We start from the raw sequence: 18,796 nt of genomic DNA, 5'->3' as shown, positions 1-18,796 counted from the left end.
TGCTAAACAGGGCTTACTAAAACTAAACGTTATCAGAAGATTCCTAACTCCAACTTGACCTGATCACACCAGTTATTCACGCGCTCATCCGTCTGCTCACGCTGCCAATCTTCATCCAGGGCCAAGCCTACAAAATGTTTCTTATCAGCTGTCAGGGCTTTGGATTCTTCAAACTCATAACCTTCCACTGGCCAGTGCCCTACTATCTCAGCTCCCTGTTTAGCCACTTTGTCATGTAACATGCCCATCGCGTCTACAAACCATTCTGGATAACCAAACTGATCGCCCAAGCCAATCAAAGCGACACTCTTGCCGCTGAGGTCGATCTCATCAACGCTATCCCAGATATCGAGCCAATCCTCCTGCACCTCACCATAATCCCAAGTGGGAATAGCAAAGATAAGCAATTCATAATCTGTTACACGATTGAGGGAGGTATCAGCCACATCAAACAGGTCAATCTCTCCTGCATCCCAATGACTGTTAACTTTATCCGCAATATCGCCAGTATTTCCGGTAGTGGTTCCGTAGAACAGTGCTGTTTTCACGATATTTCCTTAAACTAAATACCAAGATGCAAATAATAACAATTATCACTAGCATCTCAAGTATTAGACAAGAAAAAAGGGAGCATTGCTCCCTTATTTTGATAATAATTCTCTAAACCATTACAGACTAGTTACCTGGCAACATCTAACTGACGTAAGCGCTCTATTGCCTCTACTTCGCGATCGATATTATCCATCTCGGATTCAACATCAGAGATATAGTGGATGCTCTCTTGCACCTGTTGATCAGCCACAGAGGACGATTCAACAAGACTCTGCATCTCGGAACTCAAAGATTGTGAGCTATCCGCAATCTTCTCCATAAACTGCTCAGTATTGGAGATCGTATCGCGAATCGAACTGATTGATGTGGTCACAGCGTGTACTGTATCGCCCGTCTGATCCAGACTCTGCTGGGTATTGTGTGATAGCTGTCGCACCTCATCGGCTACAACGGCAAACCCACGCCCTGCTTCACCGGCACGAGCAGCCTCAATCGCCGCATTCAATGCCAGAAGGTTAGTCTGATCTGCGATACCCGAAATAACATTCAGAATGGAAAGCACCTCTTCCGAATTGTGCTTTAGATCCTCAACCTTAGTGTGCAGCTCTTGTCGCTCACCACTCTGGTTCTCTATATCCTGAGAGAAGCCCATAAAGCGTTCCTGAATATCATTCACAACACTTCCGGTGCTCTGGGCATAGTTCGCAACCTGCCCAAAACTATCAACCATCTTACGCAGCAGAGGGCGATATTCCCCCATACACTCGACCAGGTGACCTTGAAGCTGGTTAATCTGCTCCAGGCTGTTAATTCGAGAATTGAGGAAGTATTGACGGAAATTACTGTAGTGGAATGGGAATTGATCCGCATACTCATCAGTAAATCGCTCCCCATCTTTGACTTTAAAGAAGAACAGAGCCGTGAGGGTCTGGTTCATATGTACACCGAGCAGTTCACCAAAGGTTGAAAAACCTGCTACAGCCATATCATCAAAATCACGAACTTGGGAGAGACTCGCTGCATTGTTCAGTCGACGAAGGACACAGTCATTAGCCAACATAGCAACAGGCTGTCCTGGTTTCCCATGCATAAACTGACGGAACTCCTGAGACGTACTTTGCGCGAAATCTTTTGCCTTAACCAGGTAGAGGCGATCACCAAACTCAAGGTCACAGAAGAAAGCGATACTGCCATCTCCCTCATTGATTGCCGCAATAGAACGGACAAATAGCTCTCCACCAATCTCTACAGCAAAAGAGTAACCCACCAGCGCATCACCAAGGCTTGATGGCGAGCAGTGGAAATGATCACAGAGGAGATCTACCAGAGTCGTCAACTCATGGCTTCCATCCCTTATAACTGATTTAACAACACGGGTGTGAACATCAGACTCAGCGACCACAAAAGAAGTACTGGTCTTCTCAAAGTTATGTGCTTTGAAAACACCATATCGGGTATTTTTGGCTAACTTAACAAAGATCACGACCGCCTGATTATGCGCAACTCGATCGCCGTCAAAAACTAGCGCCTGTTGGAAATCCAACTTACCGCCTGCAGAACCACCGACAAAATAGCAAGGGAATCGACCACTGTCGTATAAGCCCTGCATAAAGAAGTTCTCACTGGCAGACAGACCGTCAAAGAAGGTTAATGCCAAGGTATCCTGATAGTTGATATCGAATGGAGGGTTTACCCGACTAAATTCAGAAGCCAGCTTAGCAACACGCTCTTTTCGAGTCATGGAAACATTGCCAGCGCGAATATCTTCACAGTGCAGTGGAATTGAACTGACAAATACATCAGCAAAAACTTCACTGCTATAACTTTGAACTACAACATTATCCCAGTGGCTGTCAGCCTGATGATATAGCCCTCCCTGACATGAACTCAGCTCCCCTGCCGTCATGACACCAATCACTTTGGATACATTTGGAAGAGCCGCTTTAATTTGTCTAACGGTGCTTTCAAATTCCAGATGGGGCGAGATAAATGCGATAACCAACGCTGTTGATGAGCGCTTAAATTCCAGTGACGCTAGAGATTCCTGGTTAATCTCCCGACTACTCAGGGATTTAACTTTAATGACCTGCTCTTCAACGGAGGTGCTTTTGGCGGGTTTACTACGACTAAACCAAGACATACTTCAGTACCTTTTATTATAAAGCCCCTGCTCTGTGGCGGAGTCCTTCTAATCTCTGACTAATAGTTTTTATACTTTATCCGCAACTTTACTAATTAAAGACAGGGATGTCAGATTTGAACAGCTAATTCCGTAAATTTTAAAACTGAATAACTAAGAGAATAGCACCAAAGAAGCAAGGGAAATCCTGTATTGAATAACGTCTTGTTTAGAAACAAAAATGCCCGGCATAAAACCGGGCATTCATTAGTGATGGGCTTATTAAATCAAGCTGGGCTTAACTCACCTTCATCAACCTCACTTTCTTCAATCTCAGCTGCAGGTCGTTGAGCACCTTTTTTATTCACGTGTTTCTGGTGAATTTTATCAAGCTGACGATCAATTTTATCTGACAATGCATCCAAAGCTGCGTACATATTATCGGCAGAAGCTTTAGCAAAAATATCTTTACCTGCTATATGGATAGTTGCCTCAGCCATATCTTCACGATCATTTTTCTCAAGGATAACGTGCGCACTAGTAATAACTTCATAACGCTCCTGACTGCAGCTCAACCAATCATCTACTTTCTCTTTGATTGCATCAGAAACCTTCGCATTGCGGTGAGTAATTTTAATGTTCATGGTAAATCCTTAATGCATAACGCATGTTGTTACCGGAGAGCCGTTGTTAGGTTTTATATGCCCTCCTTGCACTTACAGTAGTACCACTCCCACAACGTAATTCAAGCTCTTTTTAACACTCAGAGAAATAAAAATGACTTATCTTAAAAACAGGCTGTAAATTGGTTTCATTGTAAAAAAAAGGTGTTATAGTCGAATGGATTTGTCGCTGAAGTTAAGCCTATTTCGTACTTTCCTTGGCCTTCTTTGATGATAGCGATAGCAAACCCGCACCAAAGATAAGACCCACCCCAAGCCAGCTGTTCAGTCCTAATACCTCATCCCAAAGCCACCAGCCAAACAGTGCTGCAAACGCGACAGAAGCATAGGTATACGGCCCTAACTGGCCCGCAGGAGCCAAACCATAGCCTTTACTTAAAAGTAGCTGCGCCACTGTGGACGTGATCGCCATCAATAGTAACCAGAGCATCTGTTCTAATGTCGGCATCACCCATACCAGTAATGCCGGAACTAAAGATAAACACGAACTTATCAGCGCAAAATAGAAGACAACCCGTTGTGGCGATTCTGTGCTGCTCATCCGCCTGATAATCACTTTTGCCAATGCACCAAGCATGGCGCCGAATAAGGCGATCAGAACTGCAGTTTTCAGCGTTCCTGAGCCGGGATTAAGGACCAGCACAACCCCCGAAAATCCGACAAGAATCGCAAGCTTTACAGACAAACTAACCCTTTCTCCTAACCAGAGGAAAGCAAAAATAGGGATAAAGAAAGGGGCTGTTTGTTTAATCAATGCTGCTTCAGCTAAGGGCAAATGTCCCCAAGAATAGTAGAGGCACATCATCGCCGTAACCCCTACTGTTGCTCGCATCACATGGAAGCGTAGATGATCTGTTTTGATTGCTTCAAAGCCGTTACGTAAAAGCCAGGGCAGAAGCAGGAATAAGCCAAACAGGTTACGAGCAAAAACAATAATTTCAGTGGGCAACTCACCTGTCACCTGCTTCACAACCATTCCTGAAACAACCAGAAACAGTTCTGATAAGACGATCAACAGTGCACCTTGATAGATAGGATTTGCCGGCATAATAAACACAAAAGAGCCCCCAAAAGGGGGCTACAGTTTCAAACTAGAAATGTGAGAGGGTTTAAACCTCAATCACCTCAAACTCGCTACCCAAAGACTCAGCCTGAGCAAGGTTGGTTACCACAGCAACACTAGCATCAGCGTTTCTCAGGTACGTCGCTGCCACATGTTTGAGGTCATCAATAGTTACTTTAAGAACTCGGGAGCGGAATGCTTTACGCTGTTCAGGAGTACGACCAAACAAGGTGGAGTGGAAAGCCTGTTTAGCTTCACCTGCTGGAGAGCCCGGTTTATCAATTGAGCTGACTACTCCAAGGATCGCCTCTTCCAGTTTCTGATACTCATGATCATTATTCAGTAACCACTCAACTGCCGCATCAAAGTCATCCAGCGTTTCAGATAAACGAGGGTCACGGTAGGAGAAGAAACGAAAAGCCGCATCACCAGAATCCTGCCCTGCTCCTGAACCATATGCCCCACCCTTTTCACGGATTGCACGGTGCAGATAACCGTTACGCAGGAATTCACCCAGAATCGTTAATGCAGCTGAATCCGGATGCTCTACTGGCACTGTCGGATAGGATTTAGCGCAGAAACTTACCTGAGTACTGGTAGTCCAGGCCTGCTTAACTGTATCTCGCAGTTCTGGCAGCGTGAACTTGTCAGCAGTTATATCAGTATGGCTCCAATTGTTTTCCAGCTCCGACTGTAACAACGCTTGTTGCTCTTCTTCGGCCACAATCAGGAACTGTCTTGGAGCCTGTTGGATTTTGTTATGCATATGAGATAACTGATCTGCTAGTTTTTGCAGCTCAGTTTCATCGGCTAACAGATCATCCAAACCTTTAAAGAACTTAATCGATTCCAGACCTTTAGTCGCCTGAGCCAGCGCAGCAGCTGGACTCATTTTAGAAGTGGCAGCCATCATCGCTAATGCATGGCCATGGCCGGTGATGCTCTGTTCCTTACGAGTACGAGTCTGAGAAACCACTTCACGAATACGTGGCAATTCATCGAAACGCGCACTACCAAGCGTTTCTTTTAGCAGAGCAGTTAGCTCTTTCTGTTTGCTTACCAACGCTTTACCCGACAGGGTGAAGTGTCCGGAGATATCCTGTTCATTTTCCGGTGCACCACGGACAGATACAAAAGCATGCACTCCACCCGTAACTTCTGTCTGGTACTGCTGGTTTTCCTGATAAGTTCGATCACCACAGCCCAGCTCAGTCAGCAGATGGCTATATAGTGGAACCAAGTGCAGTTCGTTTTCCGTCAGCTGCGGCAGTTGAACAATGATCTGCTGGTAGACCAGCCCATTGGTACCACGGTCATAACGGGTCAGAGGCAATTGAGAGTCCACTGCCGTCGCTTCTGGCACAGACATCTCTTCAGGTACATCATTCAATGTCACCTTAGGTAGGATAGATTCATCATCTTCCTGATTTTGTCGTGCCTCCAACGCAGCAGCTCGATCAATAATCTGCTGAGTCTCTTCTTCAGTAAGCCCCGCTTTGATCTTGGCAAGCTTCGCTTTTTCTGCTGCATCACGGTGCTCAGCCAGCTTATTGTCTGGACGTAACGTCAGGCGAACTCGGTGCGGATTATCCAACAGTTCCTGAACCATATTCTGTACGAAGTCAGGCTGTTTGATCTCTTCACGCAGCTTTTCCAGCACCGGATCCAGATTCAGCAATGCAATTGGATCGCCATCATTAACCGCTGCACCCAATGAAGACATTATCAGGCTCATTCCGTAAGGGTAGCCATCACCATTAATCTCACGTTGCTGTAACTCCAACTGGTGCAACTGGGCGTCAAGCATCGCCTGTGGAACACCTTCCTCGGCAACCTTAGTCAGTACATCCAGAACCAGTTTTTCAAAAGCATCTGCAGACTCAGGCTCACTACCTTCCAGGCCACACATAAAGCTCATCTCGCGATTGGAATCTTCCAAACCACAAAGCGGCGAAGGAGCACTGCCCAGATCAGTCGATTCCAATGCGTAGCGAAGTGGAGACGCACTGTTATCCAGCAGTACACGAGACATGAGGTGAGCTTTTAGCTGCCCTTCCAGATCGCTTGAGTTACCCATCAACCATGCCAAAACATGGTGGGTTTTAGCAGAAGTATCTTCCTGATCCAGATCGTACCCTTCCTCTACACGTAGTGGTGAGTGGTAGCGTTTTTCATCATGAATCTCAATGCTGCTATCCAATTTTTCAAAACGGGATAACGCTTTCTCTTCAATAAAACTCTGAAGTTCTGCAGCAGGAATATCACCAAAGGTCATGATCACCGCGTTAGTCGGGTGATAGTGTGTTCTGTAGAACTCTATCAGTTCGTCATAACTCAGATCAGGAATGCTCTCAGGCTCACCACCGCTGTTATGATGATATGTCGTCGTTGGGAAAAGGTATTTGGTTACTGATTGCCATAAACGGGATACTGGTGAGCTCATCGCCCCCTTCATCTCGTTGTAAACCACACCTTTATATTCCAGATCAGACTCAGCATTATCCGGCTCAACAAACTCAATACGGTGCCCTTCCTGCTCAAAATCCAGTTGATCAAGACGGCTGAAGAAAACCGCATCCAGATAAACATCCAGCAGGTTAAAGAAATCCTTACGGTTCTGACTAGCAAATGGATAGGAGGTCCAATCACTACTAGTCATCGCATTCATAAACGTGTTCAGGGAACGGCGCGTCATCATGAAGAAGGGATCACGCACTGGGAAACGTTCACTACCACACAACGCTGTATGCTCAAGGATATGTGCCACACCTTTGGAATCTTCTGGAACGGTCCTTAAACCAACCAGAAACACATTTTCACTATGATCAGCAGCGATATGAAAATGAGATAACCCGGTTTTAGTGTGCTTGTATTCAGTCACATCAATACCCAGAGACTCAATCTTCTCTGTGCGGACAAAAGCAAATGCAGAATGACATTCAGCGGTGTTCAGCGAATTGGTCATGTATAAAAAAATTCCTGTAGCAATCTTGCGTTATAACCCTAAGCATAGACTGTGGGTTTCTGTTGATCCGATTGTAATGGCTATTATCTGCAATGAACATCCATCTCTGACGCCTAAACCTGCAAAATCAGCTTTCATCGGCAAGATAACAGGATTTCGCAGGCCAATATCAGGCATAGACAACTACAACTCTGCTTTTAAAACTTAAATAGCAATGCTCTACAGACCTTGATAACCCCATGATTATAAAAGCGAAAAATTACTATCCAATTTAATTATAGATTTTTTGTGCAACGCACAAAAAAAGATTTGACAGGTCATTTATTAACCACTATATTGAACCCAAATGCTGCAATGCACAAAACAAATTTTGATTCTCAGAGGGATTGAAAATGTACGAAGATCTGATGAAAGACGTTCAGGAAAAAATGCAACCAGCTATCGATGTTGCTGAAGTAAACAAAAAAGCACTGGAAACTCTGTTTTCTCTGCAGTCTGAATATGTAACAGATTTCGTTGACTCTAGCGTAGCTCAGCTGAAAGCTCTGTCCGAAGTTAAAGAAGCTAAAGAAGCTGTAGAGCTTCAGGTTAAATTCTTCAAGGAACTGGAAGGCAAAATGACTTCCGTTGCTGAAAAAGAGATGGCTGCACTGACTGAAGCTAAAGAAGAGATCTCTGGTATCGTTGAGAAAAGCCTTTCTGAAATCAGCGAAATGCCATACATGTCTGATTTCAACAAGTTCCTGACGGAAGCAGCTGAAGCAGCTACTGCAACTGCTACTGCAGCAGTAACTCCAGCGGCTGAAGTTAAAGCAGCACCTACTAAAGCAGAACCTACGCCAGGCGTTAAAGTTGAGACTGCACCTGCTCCTGCTAAGAGAGCACCAGCTAAGAAAGCACCGGCTAAACGCAAGCCAGCTGCTAAAAAAGCTGCTCCTGCTGCTGAGTAATAGTTTGTTCGTCTGGGGTCACGTTACGATCCCACTTCTCTACTCTGGCTGGTTTTATCACCAAGCCTTATCCTTTGCCGGTCTCCCAGACCGGCCTTTTTATGGATATAAAAAAGGGGACAGTTTTAAGACTGTCCCCTTTTTCGTTTCCGCAAAACGGCTCAATGGATCGCTACGTTCTTGAAAGACTTGGCCAACTTGTATCCAGCTAATATCAGATCGCTTCTAACTTCGCTAAAGCTGGCAATGGCCCTTCTAGTCCCATTGCAAACTGCATCACTTTATTTTTAGCTGGCGTAATGCGCTCTGCCAGACCAAAACCAATGTTTCTCAACACTTTAAGAGGCTTATTCTGGTTGCTGAACACGCGATAGAAAGCATCCATGGTCTGCATCATCACTAGGTTATGCTGACGTCTCTGCTTTTCATAATCCTGTAAAACGGAAAGAGAAGTATAGTCCTCACCTACACGCTGAGCTCGAAGAATTGTTTCAGCAAGTGCTGCAGCATCAAGCAGACCAATATTCACACCCTGCCCTGCCAATGGGTGAATCATATGTGCGGAATCGCCGGCCAGAGCTACGCCTTCTGCAACATACTGCTGAGCATGCTGTCGACGCAGCGGGAAGAAACCTCGTTCCAGCAGTTGATCAATTTCACCTAGGCATTCAGGGAACGTAGCAACCAGTTCAGCCATAAACTGCTGGTCATCCAGCTCCATCAGACGCTTCACGTTATTCGGCGTGTTATACCAAACCAAGGATGCATTGTTGCCAGACAGAGGCAGAAACGCCAAAGGACCGGTTGGTGTAAACTGCTGCCAGGTAATATCCTGCTGCGGATAAGCAGTAGTTACTGAAGCCACCAGAGCAAATTGCTCGTAATCCCACTTATGTACACCGATTCCTGCAGCCTGACGAACCCGGGATTCGCCTCCATCAGCAGCGATCAGTAACTTAGCAACGATTTCTCGATCGTCTTTTAAACGAACAATACTGCTACCCGGAGAGTAATCAATCTCCTCGACACCTGCTGGACAGATAAGATCGATATTATCGAAGGCCTGTAAGCGCTCCAGCAGTGATAGTTGTATCACCCTGTTTTCTACAATATGACCCAGATACTCATGCCCGATATGATCTGAGATAAACTCTGTTGCAGCTTTCTCTTCATTGGATTCCCAAACTTTCATACGACGATAAGGGCAGGTACGACGGCTCAATACACCATCCCAGGCCCCAACCATCTGCAGAATATTCTGAGAAGCAATACTAATAGCAGAAACACGAAGATCATTGGGTTGTGCAGCTTCAAACTCAGGCGGATAGAAGTTTTCCAGCACTGCAACAGAGAGATCACTATCTCCCAACGCACAGGCGATGGTCGCACCAACCATACCCCCACCAACAATCACAACATCGTAACGTGTATTCATTAAGCTCAACCGGATCGAATCGTTATAATTGCCCGACAGTATACCCAAAGCGCCTCATGAGTTCTTGAGAAAGATCAAAGCTGATAGCTGTCTATTGATTCAGATGCTCAGACCAATCTTTTCACTTTGTCGCTCTCATTTACTCTATAATGCACGCCATCTACTTTACTGCCTTCAACATTCGAGCTGCCGCTAGTGTCTGATAAAAAATCGAAAACAAAGTCTGAAACTAAATCTGCAAATACCGCTGATAATAATTTCTCTCTGCTTGATCTGCCTCCACGCATGATCGAAAACCTGAACCGCTTGGGTTATAAGCAGATGACAGAGATTCAGGCGCAAGCGATTCCTCAGGTTCTAGAAGGTAAAGATCTAATTGCCAAAGCTAAAACAGGTAGCGGGAAAACCGCTGCTTTTGGTATCGGTTTGCTACTCAAACTAAGACCAAAGCTGTTTTCGGCACAGGCTCTGATTCTCTGTCCTACACGTGAACTGGCAACACAGGTAGCTAATGAGCTGCGTAAACTGGCGCAATATACTGAAAACCTGAAAATACTTACGCTGTGTGGTGGTCAGTCTATAGGGCCTCAAATTGGCTCATTACAGCACGGCGCTCACGTTATTGTGGGCACACCAGGCAGGATCAAAGATCATCTGCGCAAACAAACGCTAAAACTTGATCGCGTTAACACACTGGTTCTGGATGAAGCTGACAGAATGCTGGATATGGGTTTTGCCGATGATATACGCGATATCATCAAGCACACACCTGAAAAAAGGCAGAGCCTTCTGTTCTCAGCTACTTACCCGAAAACGATCAACCAACTCTGTTCCGATATTCTGCGTAACCCGGTTAAAGTTGAAGTTGAAGCCACGCACAGTAAGAGCCAGATTGAACAGTATTTCTTTGAAATCGATAAAGCTGACAAGCTGAATCAGTTCTCAGCGATTCTGAGTCATTACCAGCCGGAATTTGCAGTTATCTTCTGTAACACCAAACAGAGCTGCAAAGATGTGCAGCAAAAACTCTGGCAGTTGGGTTACAAAGCGAAAGCGATCCATGGTGACCTGGAGCAGAAAGAGAGGGATCAGATTCTCACTCAATTCAGCAACCGTAGTATACCCTTCCTGATCGCTACTGATGTTGCTGCCCGCGGTCTGGACATTGATGATCTGCCTTGTGTTATCAGTTATGAATTAACCCGCGACGCAGAAATACACACCCACCGAATTGGACGTACGGGTCGTGCTGGAAAAACCGGTATTGCGCTTAACCTCTACCAACCTTCTGAAGCCTACAAAGTTAATTCCATAGAGGATTACCTGGGTGCAGAGTTTGAAGCAACGCCGATCCCTGAAGCAACAGAACAAGCTGCGGCAATCCAACCACCCATGGTCACGCTCTCCATCGCTGGCGGTAAAAAGAACAAGGTTCGTCCTGGAGATATTCTTGGGGCACTGACAGGTGATGCAGGAATCCCTGGAGCACAGGTAGGAAAAATCAATATATTCGATTTTGTTGCTTACGTGGCAGTGGAGAAGTCTGTTGCGCGCAAAGCTTTAGATCGCTTGGATAAAGGTAAGATCAAAGGGCGCAGATTCAAAGTGCGCAGGATTTAAATAGCTAAAATTGAACCTTAGGCGACTCATGGGGTGGCTGCCCACCCCACTTCTGACCAACTACTAGGCAAATTTCTTGCACCCATCTGAGTTAGTTTTCACAGGTTACTTAAGTTAGTACTTAAGACCCTAGCCGCCTATGGCTTAGAAGGTTAATCCCATTTGCAGGTATACCCTGCGCTCAAACAGATTATTCGCGTAGAACTCGCCATATTCTTTATCAAACAGGTTCTGGATGATCAACGATAGTTCAAATTCAGACTCTGCATTCAAAGTAAATGTATTCGATAGCTTCAGATCTGTTCGTGTGTAGTTCGTACGCCCAGAAACTTTATCGCTAAAACCCTCAAGCCACTCTACATGATCCATATAATAATGAGACAACCCGATCAAACTGCTTGGTGTAGGTTTAGTAGATAATAATATGGATGCTGTATGCACCGGAACCACGCTATCCAGAGGAACGATTCTGTCTGTTTCCGGCGGATAATAGCCGCGGTTCCAACTACCTTCTGAATCGACGTAACTATAATTGAATACTATGCTGCTCTGATGCGAGGCCACAGACTCCCACTTAAATTGCGCCTCAATCCCCTGATTAATCCAATCAGCGTTATTAGTGCTTATATCAAGGTCCCCATCGGCATCCATAGCTGGGAGCTTCTTACCACGCACGATCGCATCCGTTACATCCTCATAAAACGCTCTGATCTCAACCTGGCTTGAGGATTCAGGCCATATATATAAATACCCTACTTCGAACGAATTTATCTCCTCTGGCTCCATATCCCGGTAAGGTACCGAATAAATATCGACAGGGCCTAACAAATTAACCGAATAGGCACTGTTTGCTTCTAACAAAGAGGGCATTCTGTGAGCATGGGAATAAGCTGCTCTGATAGTGGAAGAATTGCTTAAGGCGTAGTTAACGGCAGTTCGGAATGAAGTTGTACCGCCAACAATACTACTTTCTTCAAACATCGCACCCGCATTCAGAGTGATTTTATCTGTTGCGCGGTACTCAACATTGCCATACAACTTCCAACTGGTCTCATCGACCCAGCTGTTATTTTCGTTCTGCAGTAAGACATCACTTTTAGCGCGCTCATACCTAAAACTACTACCCGTCACCATCTTTATATTGGTCGTAGCACTCGCCTTGTATTGAACACCAATGTCATGCGTCTCTACTTCACCGCGCTCGCCATCCTTAGGCGCAATTCCATTGTTCGCATTGATTAATGAATCTGCAATCCAGAGTGGCAGGTTCTCATGAACTGCTAGCCCTGCAGCATCAAAGTTATCTGTTTCAAGATCAAGGTAACTACGTGTATAACGTAGCTGGAACTCAGCCTGATTATCTAAAATTCGGTTCCAACGAATATCCTGATAATTAGAGTGATGCTCTCGAGGGGAAAAGTTTGCTTGTATCAGATCTGACTTATTTCCATCTCCACGGTAGGCATAACCACTTGTCACCCCAACGTCAAAATATACTGTATCAATCAGATTGGGGGTCATTGATCCGCTTAACGATACAAACTTAGAGTGCCCAGCATCATCATAAAAATCGATACCATCGTTTTTCAGACTGCCTGCAGAAAGGGTATATTGCAGCTCTTCAGTACTATTTGAATGCCGCACCGTAACATTCTCAGTACCCAAAGCCCCGGCAGTTGCCTTAACACTAGTCCCTGAACGTGATACAGGAGATTTAGTAATGATGTTTATCGCGCCAAGGAAAGCGTTAGAACCATGAGTTGGAACGTTGGAACCTCTAACCACCTCAATGTGATCAACATCATCCACCGAGATACCCAACGCTTCCCAAACAACCGTTGACAGTAGAGGGATGTAAATAGACCTGCCATTGATCATCACCTCCATACGGGAAGGAAAATCATCGGTCATGCCATGATAAGTCACTCCCATTTTATTACTGTTAACGTGAAAGACCTGCATACCTGGAACAAGGCGAAAAAGGTCAGGTATGTTCAATGCACCTGAGGCTTCAATCATATTTTGAGTAATGATGGTGATTGCTGCAGGTGTTTCCGTTAGCTTCTGAGGGAAATGAGTGGCTGAAGTGACTAACGGTATATCAATGAAAACATCTTCTTCCGTAAAACCAGATAGTTCATCAGCAAGTACAAAATGCGGTGAAAGAATAAATGGACTGCTTACAGCTATGCTAATAAGCGTTTTTTGGAAAGTTTTACGGAACATTAATGACTACACCCTAAAACAAAAACAAACCCCAACGTTAGAGCATTGTACAGTTTCTGAATATCTAGATATAGCGAGTAGCGTGTTGAGCTTTTACAAGAATCCTTGAATCAACCTAATAAGGGAGAGAGCTATTTTCATGGAAAATGATCAAACACAAAAAAGCCTCGCTGCTTAGCGAGGCTTTAATGTTTAAATTTGATGGCGGTCAGGGAGGGATTATTTCACCCCTTCGGGGCCGTGGTCGTAAGCTCCCACGTTGTCTAGCTACGCTCGGCTCTGTGATCTTGTGATGTTAGTGACACTTATAAGCGGGATATACGGATATAAAACGGGATCCCCATTATTCGTGGGGTAGAAAGAAATACATCAATGATCTTGCAGACCTCCTGGGCGAGATCCCAGAAGAGGTTAAAAAGAAATGACCAAAGGACCTGATTGCACTGATTGATATCTTTGCTGCAGCGCTAGAACGTATGGGGTACAAGGGCGACGAAGCCCAGAAAATCAGTCTTACCCTGCTGTATGAACAGTCTATGTACTGCGGCGGTCGTTACTTTTACCTACCCAAAAAAGACGGCCTTCAAAAGGCAATTAGAGATATCAACTTGTTTGATGATTGGTCAAAAAAACCATTCAGCCTGCAGATCTGTCAACGCGTTACAACTTGAGCGTAAAGCAGGTTTATAAGATCATTGAAGAACAACGCGGTTACCATATTAGGCGCATACAACCAGGGCTTTTTTGAACAATGGAGGTTATCAGTGACAGTAGAGTGTGTGATCCAAGCGAGTAATGTAGAAACCTGTGTGATGGCCGTAGAGGCAACAATGCAAGGGGTGGGACCGTTTTCAATAGTCTGGCTTTGGCTTGGCGATAATATGGCCTCAATCATTGCAGTTTGTGCAATGGGCATTACTTTTTGGCAAGGATGGCTGTCAAAAAAGCATAACAAGCTGTCTGTAAAACCGCATTTGACTATAAACTCTTATTACAATGATAGAGCCGAATTTCAGATAGTTATTAATTTGGATAGCAATGGAATTGGCCCCGCAGAAATTGAGTCACACGAAATCTTGCTTGATAACAAGAAACTAGATATTTCGGATGTACATTCAACAATTAAGCAGCTTGAAGGGGTATTTCTACCCACGTTTAGATTCTTTAACAAAGAAGGAAAAGAAGTCTTTATTAAAGACCGCCCTCAAAACGACTACTTGTTAAGTCATTCATTTCATGCCTTAGAACCTAAAGAAGTAATTGGTGTAGATAAAAGCATTCCAATGATTAGGCTAGGCTTTCATGATGAGAAATTGTCCAAAGTAGATTTGGACACAATCGAAGCGGCTAAAATTGCAAAGTCTAGACTCAAAATCAAAATCAGGTACAAATCATCTTATGGCGATAGTTACACTGCTAACATCTAACCAAGGTTAAACCGCCCTTCCCAGAATCCCCGATAAGTTGGAGTCCTAACGAAATTTAAGGATTCCAACCTTACCGGGGATTTTTGTCATGTCTGAAAACCCAACCGCTCCAGCCTTTGTGCTGGGGCGACGTTCCAAGCAACGCTTGGCAGATTGCCATCGTGATATGTCTGCTGTTGTAGAGCGTGCTATCCGGATTACCTGTGTTGATTTCGCCGTACTGGAAACCCTTCGTACAGAGAAGAAGCAGCGCCGAATGCTACGTGAAGGCAAATCAAAAACACAGAACTCCCGCCATCTAGGCAAGGTGCCAAAAAATACGCCAGAACTGGGAGAGATCGCCCACGCCGTGGACTTGGTTGCCTGGGTAGACGGCAAACCAAACTGGGAGTGGGAACACTATTTCATTATCGCTAATGCCATGAAACAAGCCGCTGAAGAGCTGGGGATTGGCATTAAATGGAGTGGCTGCTGGGATTACCTGATTGTGTACGGCAGTGCTGAACAGGCCAATGACGCGTATATATCCCGCGAAAAAGCTGAAGGTGAAAAACCTAAAGATAACGGCCTTCATTTCAGGACGAAGGAGCCAAATTTGACCGGTTGGGCTATTACAATAAAACTGAAAATCGATACCCAAAACTTCACCCTTCGGGGCCGTGGTCGCAAGCTTCCACGTTGTCTCGCTACGCTCGGCTCAAACCCTCTTCCCGGGTTCTCATCCCTTTTATATCGAGCACAAAAAAGCCCCGCTGCTTAGCGAGGCTTTAATGCATAAATATGATGGCGGTCAGGGAGGGATTCTTACCCAAGCCACAAGCTATTGTTTATAAAAATAAACTTAACAAACGAATAATGTAGGATGTTACATATAGTGTTACTTTAAATCCCCGTCACGGATAACCGTCGAACCCTCGATTCGGTCACCTTAAAAACGTATTAAATAAATTTTTTCTCTCACCTTCATAAGGTCAAAAAATCAGTTTAAGTAACAATTTCCCTACCCTACCACAGGATTACCAGCTTGCCCCCTACCTTAAGACATCCATACCAAAGGAGACAAGCCGAGTTGACATTAAGTCAACTCCAATACTATAGTTGACTTACAGTCAACAAGGAACAAGTAATGAATGTAATTTCTAAAAAGCCTTTCAACGATGCGGCAAAGAAATATCCAAACGATCGCGACGCATTGTTAGATATGTTCAGGGTACTACAGAAAACGGATTTTCACAGTCCAGAAGAGCTGAAGGCTGTTTTCCCATCATTAGATAACTTTAAATATAAAGATAAGTGGTGGGTCTTAGATGTAGGGGGAAATAATCTCCGTGTGATTGCATTCATCCAGTTTGTAAATAAGCGCATGTACGTCAAACACATCGTGAATCATGCGGATTATGACAAGCTGACCAAAAAATATATGAAAGAGAAAGATTAGAGGTGATGTTATGACACAGCTAGCAATCGTTGACGCATATCAGGCCTTCATGGTTACGGCCCAGCCTTTCATTAATATTAACTCGGACGAGCAGTATGACGCTGCACTTGAAACGTTAGAACAGGTAATGGAGACAACTACAGATACTCCTGACGATCCAATGAATCCTCTGATTGATATGCTCATTCACGCTATTGAACGCTACGAATCCCAAGATGATGAGCTGAGTACTTTTATCGAAGAAGCTGAAGCTATGCCTGTAGATATTTCTCTGCTTCGTACGTTAATGAGACAACACCACCTAACAGGAAGCGACCTTCCAGAAATTGGTGATAAAACAATGGTTTCGAAAGTCCTAAATGGGAAACGAGTTCTCAGCCGTCAAGCAATTGAAAAGTTGTCTGAACGATTTGGACTTCGTCCTGCAATGTTCTTTGGCGATTAACAAAGAGCTACAACTAAGCAGTAAAGATGCGGTGCCTGCCTGTGAGTAGCCAAAGTTTCCAAAAAGTGAAAAATTAAGTGAAGCACAAAGCAGACACAGCATCTACTCTCTGTTACAAAGCGCTTTCAAATGCTAGAACTTCAGCAGAATACCAAGTTAACACCGCATTTCTTGATTGACCCTGTAATTTCCTCACCTGCGCCAATGCAAACTGAAGCTTTGAACGAGAATGCAGCCCACGCGGGAATGGAGTAGTCAGGTTTAAGAATCCAATCTCAAACACCGCATACTTTCCCTCTGGTTGAGCTTTAGAACGAGTTGAGAGAACTTGAGGAGTTGGATGACCATATTGGTCACAGATATAAAATGGCATTTAGCCTCCTTCCGTCATCACGACGTACTGGTAAACGAATATTATGATTAGCGATCAATTACACTAACAGTAACACCCTAAATCAATAACCAGTCTTTCACAACCTTATTCAACGAGTCCCTATCCCAAGCCCTCCAAGGAAACATCCTTGCTTCATATTTTCCCCTCACATTGTTATAGCAAAACTGCAGCAGTGAATTATGAGTGGCGAATAAGCTAACTGCACCCTCTACACGTTCTTGAACATCCAACCCCCTCCTCATTCCACTAGAAAAAATCACTCTAGTGAAATCACACAATTCATCCGCAAACATCTAAGGAAAACTGGATAACACCCGAGCATCTTCGTTTTCATCAAAAATTGAGACATATATCACCTAGCTGACCTATCCATTATCTAGTTCAGTAAAGGAGATTCTTATGATTCTCATATGCCCCTCATGCTATTCGCACCACATTCGTATCAATAACTATGGGAGAAAGGCTGGTGGAACTATCGGAACAGTTGCTGGAACAGCGGGAGGGATCGTCGCGGCAAGCAGAGGTGCTCAAGTGGGTGCTACTGTCGGGCTTACATTAGGCCCCGCTGGGGCAACGCTAGGCGGAATTGCAGGCGCAATCATTGGAGGCCTGATTGGCGGGAGTGCTGGCTGTAGCGCAGGCATGAAACTAGGTGAAGTCATTGATGAAAACCTCCTGGATAATTACACCTGCCTATCCTGTGACCACTCCTTCAGCATCAATAAATCACAATCCCAACCACCGCTCCCTCAACTACCAAACTGATTCATATCTTCCTACTGCCCTTCTTAGGCAGTAGGAAGATAATTATCGCAAGGAAATTAACCATGAGCGTTTCTGAAACGGATTATTACTCTAAGCCCCATATTCAAAGCAAGCCGACCGACATCTCCGATGATCAAGTTCTCTATTGGGCTGAATCAATCATCGAAAAACGCTTTATGCGTAGTAACTATCTTAGTTCCCCTAACCAAACCCGGGAATATCTCAAGTTAGCGCTATCACAATATGAACGTGAAGTGTTCGGCATCATCCTGTTGGATAACCGCCATGCCGTATTAGACTTCCAACTGCTCTTTCAAGGAACGATTGATGGCGCAGCGGTCTACCCAAGGGAAGTTGTCAAAGCAGCTCTGAAGCTAAATTCTGCAGCCGTCATTCTGACACACAACCATCCAAGTGGCGTGGCTGAACCTAGTGAGGCTGACAAGCTCATTACCCGCCGTTTAATCACCGCACTCGATACCGTCGATATACGCGTATTAGATCACCTTATTGTAGGCGGTAATCAAATTACGAGTTTTGCTGAACGTGGCCTCCTTACCTGCTAGTCCACCAGCCTCACCTTTTACTGTGTTTAATGTGCATTAACCCCAAGTAATTCCTGATCACAACGCCCCTTTTTAACCTAATAACGTAATCTTATTCGGAGGTTTTATGACGTCCTCAGCGATAGCTCATACTTTGCCAATCAACGGT

Annotated in this window: 18 protein-coding genes; 10 read left to right on the top strand and 8 right to left on the bottom strand. The window is 44.7% G+C overall.

Features of this window, described 5'->3' with window-relative positions; translation table 11 throughout:
• Window positions 1-32: 32 nt before the first annotated feature.
• The 5 genes from fldB to GY843_RS15375 form a co-directional block, all read right to left on the bottom strand.
• Window positions 33-548, bottom strand: coding sequence for a flavodoxin FldB (fldB, locus tag GY843_RS15395; RefSeq protein ID WP_297310875.1), 516 nt, complete (start codon window positions 546-548; stop codon window positions 33-35).
• A 131-nt stretch (window positions 549-679) separates the two neighbouring features.
• Complete coding sequence (locus tag GY843_RS15390) at window positions 680-2,692, bottom strand: methyl-accepting chemotaxis protein (RefSeq protein WP_297310873.1); 2,013 nt, start codon at window positions 2,690-2,692, stop codon at window positions 680-682.
• 266 nt (window positions 2,693-2,958) lie between these two features.
• On the bottom strand, window positions 2,959-3,315 hold the full coding sequence (gene raiA / locus GY843_RS15385; RefSeq protein ID WP_297310871.1) for a ribosome-associated translation inhibitor RaiA: 357 nt from the start codon (window positions 3,313-3,315) through the stop codon (window positions 2,959-2,961).
• 220 nt (window positions 3,316-3,535) lie between these two features.
• Window positions 3,536-4,402: a DMT family transporter gene (locus GY843_RS15380; protein ID WP_297310868.1), complete on the bottom strand. Its 867-nt coding sequence runs from the start codon at window positions 4,400-4,402 to the stop codon at window positions 3,536-3,538.
• 61 nt (window positions 4,403-4,463) lie between these two features.
• Entirely contained in the window at window positions 4,464-7,382 is a 2,919-nt protein-coding gene (locus GY843_RS15375) for an insulinase family protein (protein WP_297310867.1), read from the bottom strand.
• A gap of 392 nt (window positions 7,383-7,774) precedes the next feature.
• On the opposite strand from GY843_RS15375, the gene GY843_RS15370 reads away from it, so the two are divergent.
• Window positions 7,775-8,332, top strand: coding sequence for a phasin family protein (locus tag GY843_RS15370; protein WP_297310866.1), 558 nt, complete (start codon window positions 7,775-7,777; stop codon window positions 8,330-8,332).
• Between the two features lie 214 nt (window positions 8,333-8,546).
• Here GY843_RS15370 and GY843_RS15365 read toward each other — a convergent pair whose 3' ends face one another.
• Window positions 8,547-9,767, bottom strand: a complete 1,221-nt coding sequence (locus tag GY843_RS15365) for a UbiH/UbiF/VisC/COQ6 family ubiquinone biosynthesis hydroxylase (protein WP_297310864.1) — start codon at window positions 9,765-9,767, stop codon at window positions 8,547-8,549.
• Between the two features lie 195 nt (window positions 9,768-9,962).
• Here GY843_RS15365 and dbpA point away from each other — a divergent pair, with 195 nt between their 5' ends.
• Window positions 9,963-11,387: an ATP-dependent RNA helicase DbpA gene (gene dbpA / locus GY843_RS15360; protein WP_297310862.1), complete on the top strand. Its 1,425-nt coding sequence runs from the start codon at window positions 9,963-9,965 to the stop codon at window positions 11,385-11,387.
• Window positions 11,388-11,531: 144 nt separating this feature from the next.
• Here the strand turns inward: dbpA and GY843_RS15355 are convergent, their stop codons facing one another.
• Window positions 11,532-13,613: a TonB-dependent siderophore receptor gene (locus GY843_RS15355; protein WP_297310859.1), complete on the bottom strand. Its 2,082-nt coding sequence runs from the start codon at window positions 13,611-13,613 to the stop codon at window positions 11,532-11,534.
• A 434-nt stretch (window positions 13,614-14,047) separates the two neighbouring features.
• Between GY843_RS15355 and GY843_RS15350 the strand changes: the two genes are divergently transcribed.
• The 6 genes from GY843_RS15350 to GY843_RS15330 all read left to right on the top strand — a co-directional run bounded on the left by GY843_RS15350 (window position 14,048) and on the right by GY843_RS15330 (window position 16,923).
• Entirely contained in the window at window positions 14,048-14,284 is a 237-nt protein-coding gene (locus GY843_RS15350; protein WP_367183859.1) for a Mor transcription activator family protein, read from the top strand.
• Window positions 14,233-14,361 carry a Mor transcription activator family protein gene (locus tag GY843_RS21060; RefSeq protein WP_367183857.1) on the top strand — a complete coding sequence of 43 codons (129 nt, stop codon included), beginning with the start codon at window positions 14,233-14,235 and terminating at the stop codon, window positions 14,359-14,361. The genes GY843_RS15350 and GY843_RS21060 overlap by 52 nt, the downstream gene beginning before the upstream one ends.
• Window positions 14,309-15,040: a hypothetical protein gene (locus tag GY843_RS15345; protein WP_297310857.1), complete on the top strand. Its 732-nt coding sequence runs from the start codon at window positions 14,309-14,311 to the stop codon at window positions 15,038-15,040. The genes GY843_RS21060 and GY843_RS15345 overlap by 53 nt, the downstream gene beginning before the upstream one ends.
• Window positions 15,041-15,128: 88 nt before the next feature.
• Window positions 15,129-15,800 carry a hypothetical protein gene (locus GY843_RS15340; protein ID WP_297310855.1) on the top strand — a complete coding sequence of 224 codons (672 nt, stop codon included), beginning with the start codon at window positions 15,129-15,131 and terminating at the stop codon, window positions 15,798-15,800.
• Window positions 15,801-16,166: 366 nt separating this feature from the next.
• Window positions 16,167-16,478 carry a type II toxin-antitoxin system HigB family toxin gene (locus tag GY843_RS15335; protein WP_297310853.1) on the top strand — a complete coding sequence of 104 codons (312 nt, stop codon included), beginning with the start codon at window positions 16,167-16,169 and terminating at the stop codon, window positions 16,476-16,478.
• Window positions 16,479-16,488: 10 nt separating this feature from the next.
• A complete protein-coding gene (locus GY843_RS15330) occupies window positions 16,489-16,923 on the top strand; it encodes a transcriptional regulator (protein ID WP_297310852.1) in 435 nt (144 codons plus the stop codon).
• Window positions 16,924-17,035: 112 nt separating this feature from the next.
• Here the strand turns inward: GY843_RS15330 and GY843_RS15325 are convergent, their stop codons facing one another.
• Entirely contained in the window at window positions 17,036-17,296 is a 261-nt protein-coding gene (locus tag GY843_RS15325) for a hypothetical protein (RefSeq protein ID WP_297310850.1), read from the bottom strand.
• 420 nt (window positions 17,297-17,716) lie between these two features.
• On the opposite strand from GY843_RS15325, the gene GY843_RS15320 reads away from it, so the two are divergent.
• Window positions 17,717-18,082 carry a hypothetical protein gene (locus tag GY843_RS15320; protein WP_297310849.1) on the top strand — a complete coding sequence of 122 codons (366 nt, stop codon included), beginning with the start codon at window positions 17,717-17,719 and terminating at the stop codon, window positions 18,080-18,082.
• A 62-nt stretch (window positions 18,083-18,144) separates the two neighbouring features.
• On the top strand, window positions 18,145-18,648 hold the full coding sequence (gene radC / locus GY843_RS15315; protein ID WP_297310847.1) for a DNA repair protein RadC: 504 nt from the start codon (window positions 18,145-18,147) through the stop codon (window positions 18,646-18,648).
• Window positions 18,649-18,796: the final 148 nt, after the last annotated feature.

Origin of the sequence: Neptuniibacter sp., assembly GCF_024231755.1 — a bacterium.
Taxonomy (GTDB): domain Bacteria; phylum Pseudomonadota; class Gammaproteobacteria; order Pseudomonadales; family Balneatricaceae; genus Neptuniibacter.
This window is presented reverse-complemented; position numbering and strand designations above follow the sequence as displayed.

Bases quoted from the DNA above. Each gene is read 5' to 3' on its own strand.
- raiA (WP_297310871.1), bottom strand. From the start codon at position 3,315: ATGAACATTAAAATTACTCACCGCAATGCGAAGGTTTCTGATGCAATC.
- GY843_RS15330 (WP_297310852.1), top strand. From the start codon at position 16,489: ATGACACAGCTAGCAATCGTTGACGCATATCAGGCCTTCATGGTTACG.
- GY843_RS15340 (WP_297310855.1), top strand. From the start codon at position 15,129: ATGTCTGAAAACCCAACCGCTCCAGCCTTTGTGCTGGGGCGACGTTCC.
- GY843_RS15375 (WP_297310867.1), bottom strand. From the start codon at position 7,382: ATGACCAATTCGCTGAACACCGCTGAATGTCATTCTGCATTTGCTTTT.
- GY843_RS15355 (WP_297310859.1), bottom strand. From the start codon at position 13,613: ATGTTCCGTAAAACTTTCCAAAAAACGCTTATTAGCATAGCTGTAAGC.
- GY843_RS15365 (WP_297310864.1), bottom strand. From the start codon at position 9,767: ATGAATACACGTTACGATGTTGTGATTGTTGGTGGGGGTATGGTTGGT.
- GY843_RS15335 (WP_297310853.1), top strand. From the start codon at position 16,167: ATGAATGTAATTTCTAAAAAGCCTTTCAACGATGCGGCAAAGAAATAT.
- GY843_RS15380 (WP_297310868.1), bottom strand. From the start codon at position 4,402: ATGCCGGCAAATCCTATCTATCAAGGTGCACTGTTGATCGTCTTATCA.
- GY843_RS15370 (WP_297310866.1), top strand. From the start codon at position 7,775: ATGTACGAAGATCTGATGAAAGACGTTCAGGAAAAAATGCAACCAGCT.
- GY843_RS15320 (WP_297310849.1), top strand. From the start codon at position 17,717: ATGATTCTCATATGCCCCTCATGCTATTCGCACCACATTCGTATCAAT.
- radC (WP_297310847.1), top strand. From the start codon at position 18,145: ATGAGCGTTTCTGAAACGGATTATTACTCTAAGCCCCATATTCAAAGC.
- GY843_RS15390 (WP_297310873.1), bottom strand. From the start codon at position 2,692: ATGTCTTGGTTTAGTCGTAGTAAACCCGCCAAAAGCACCTCCGTTGAA.
- GY843_RS15325 (WP_297310850.1), bottom strand. From the start codon at position 17,296: ATGCCATTTTATATCTGTGACCAATATGGTCATCCAACTCCTCAAGTT.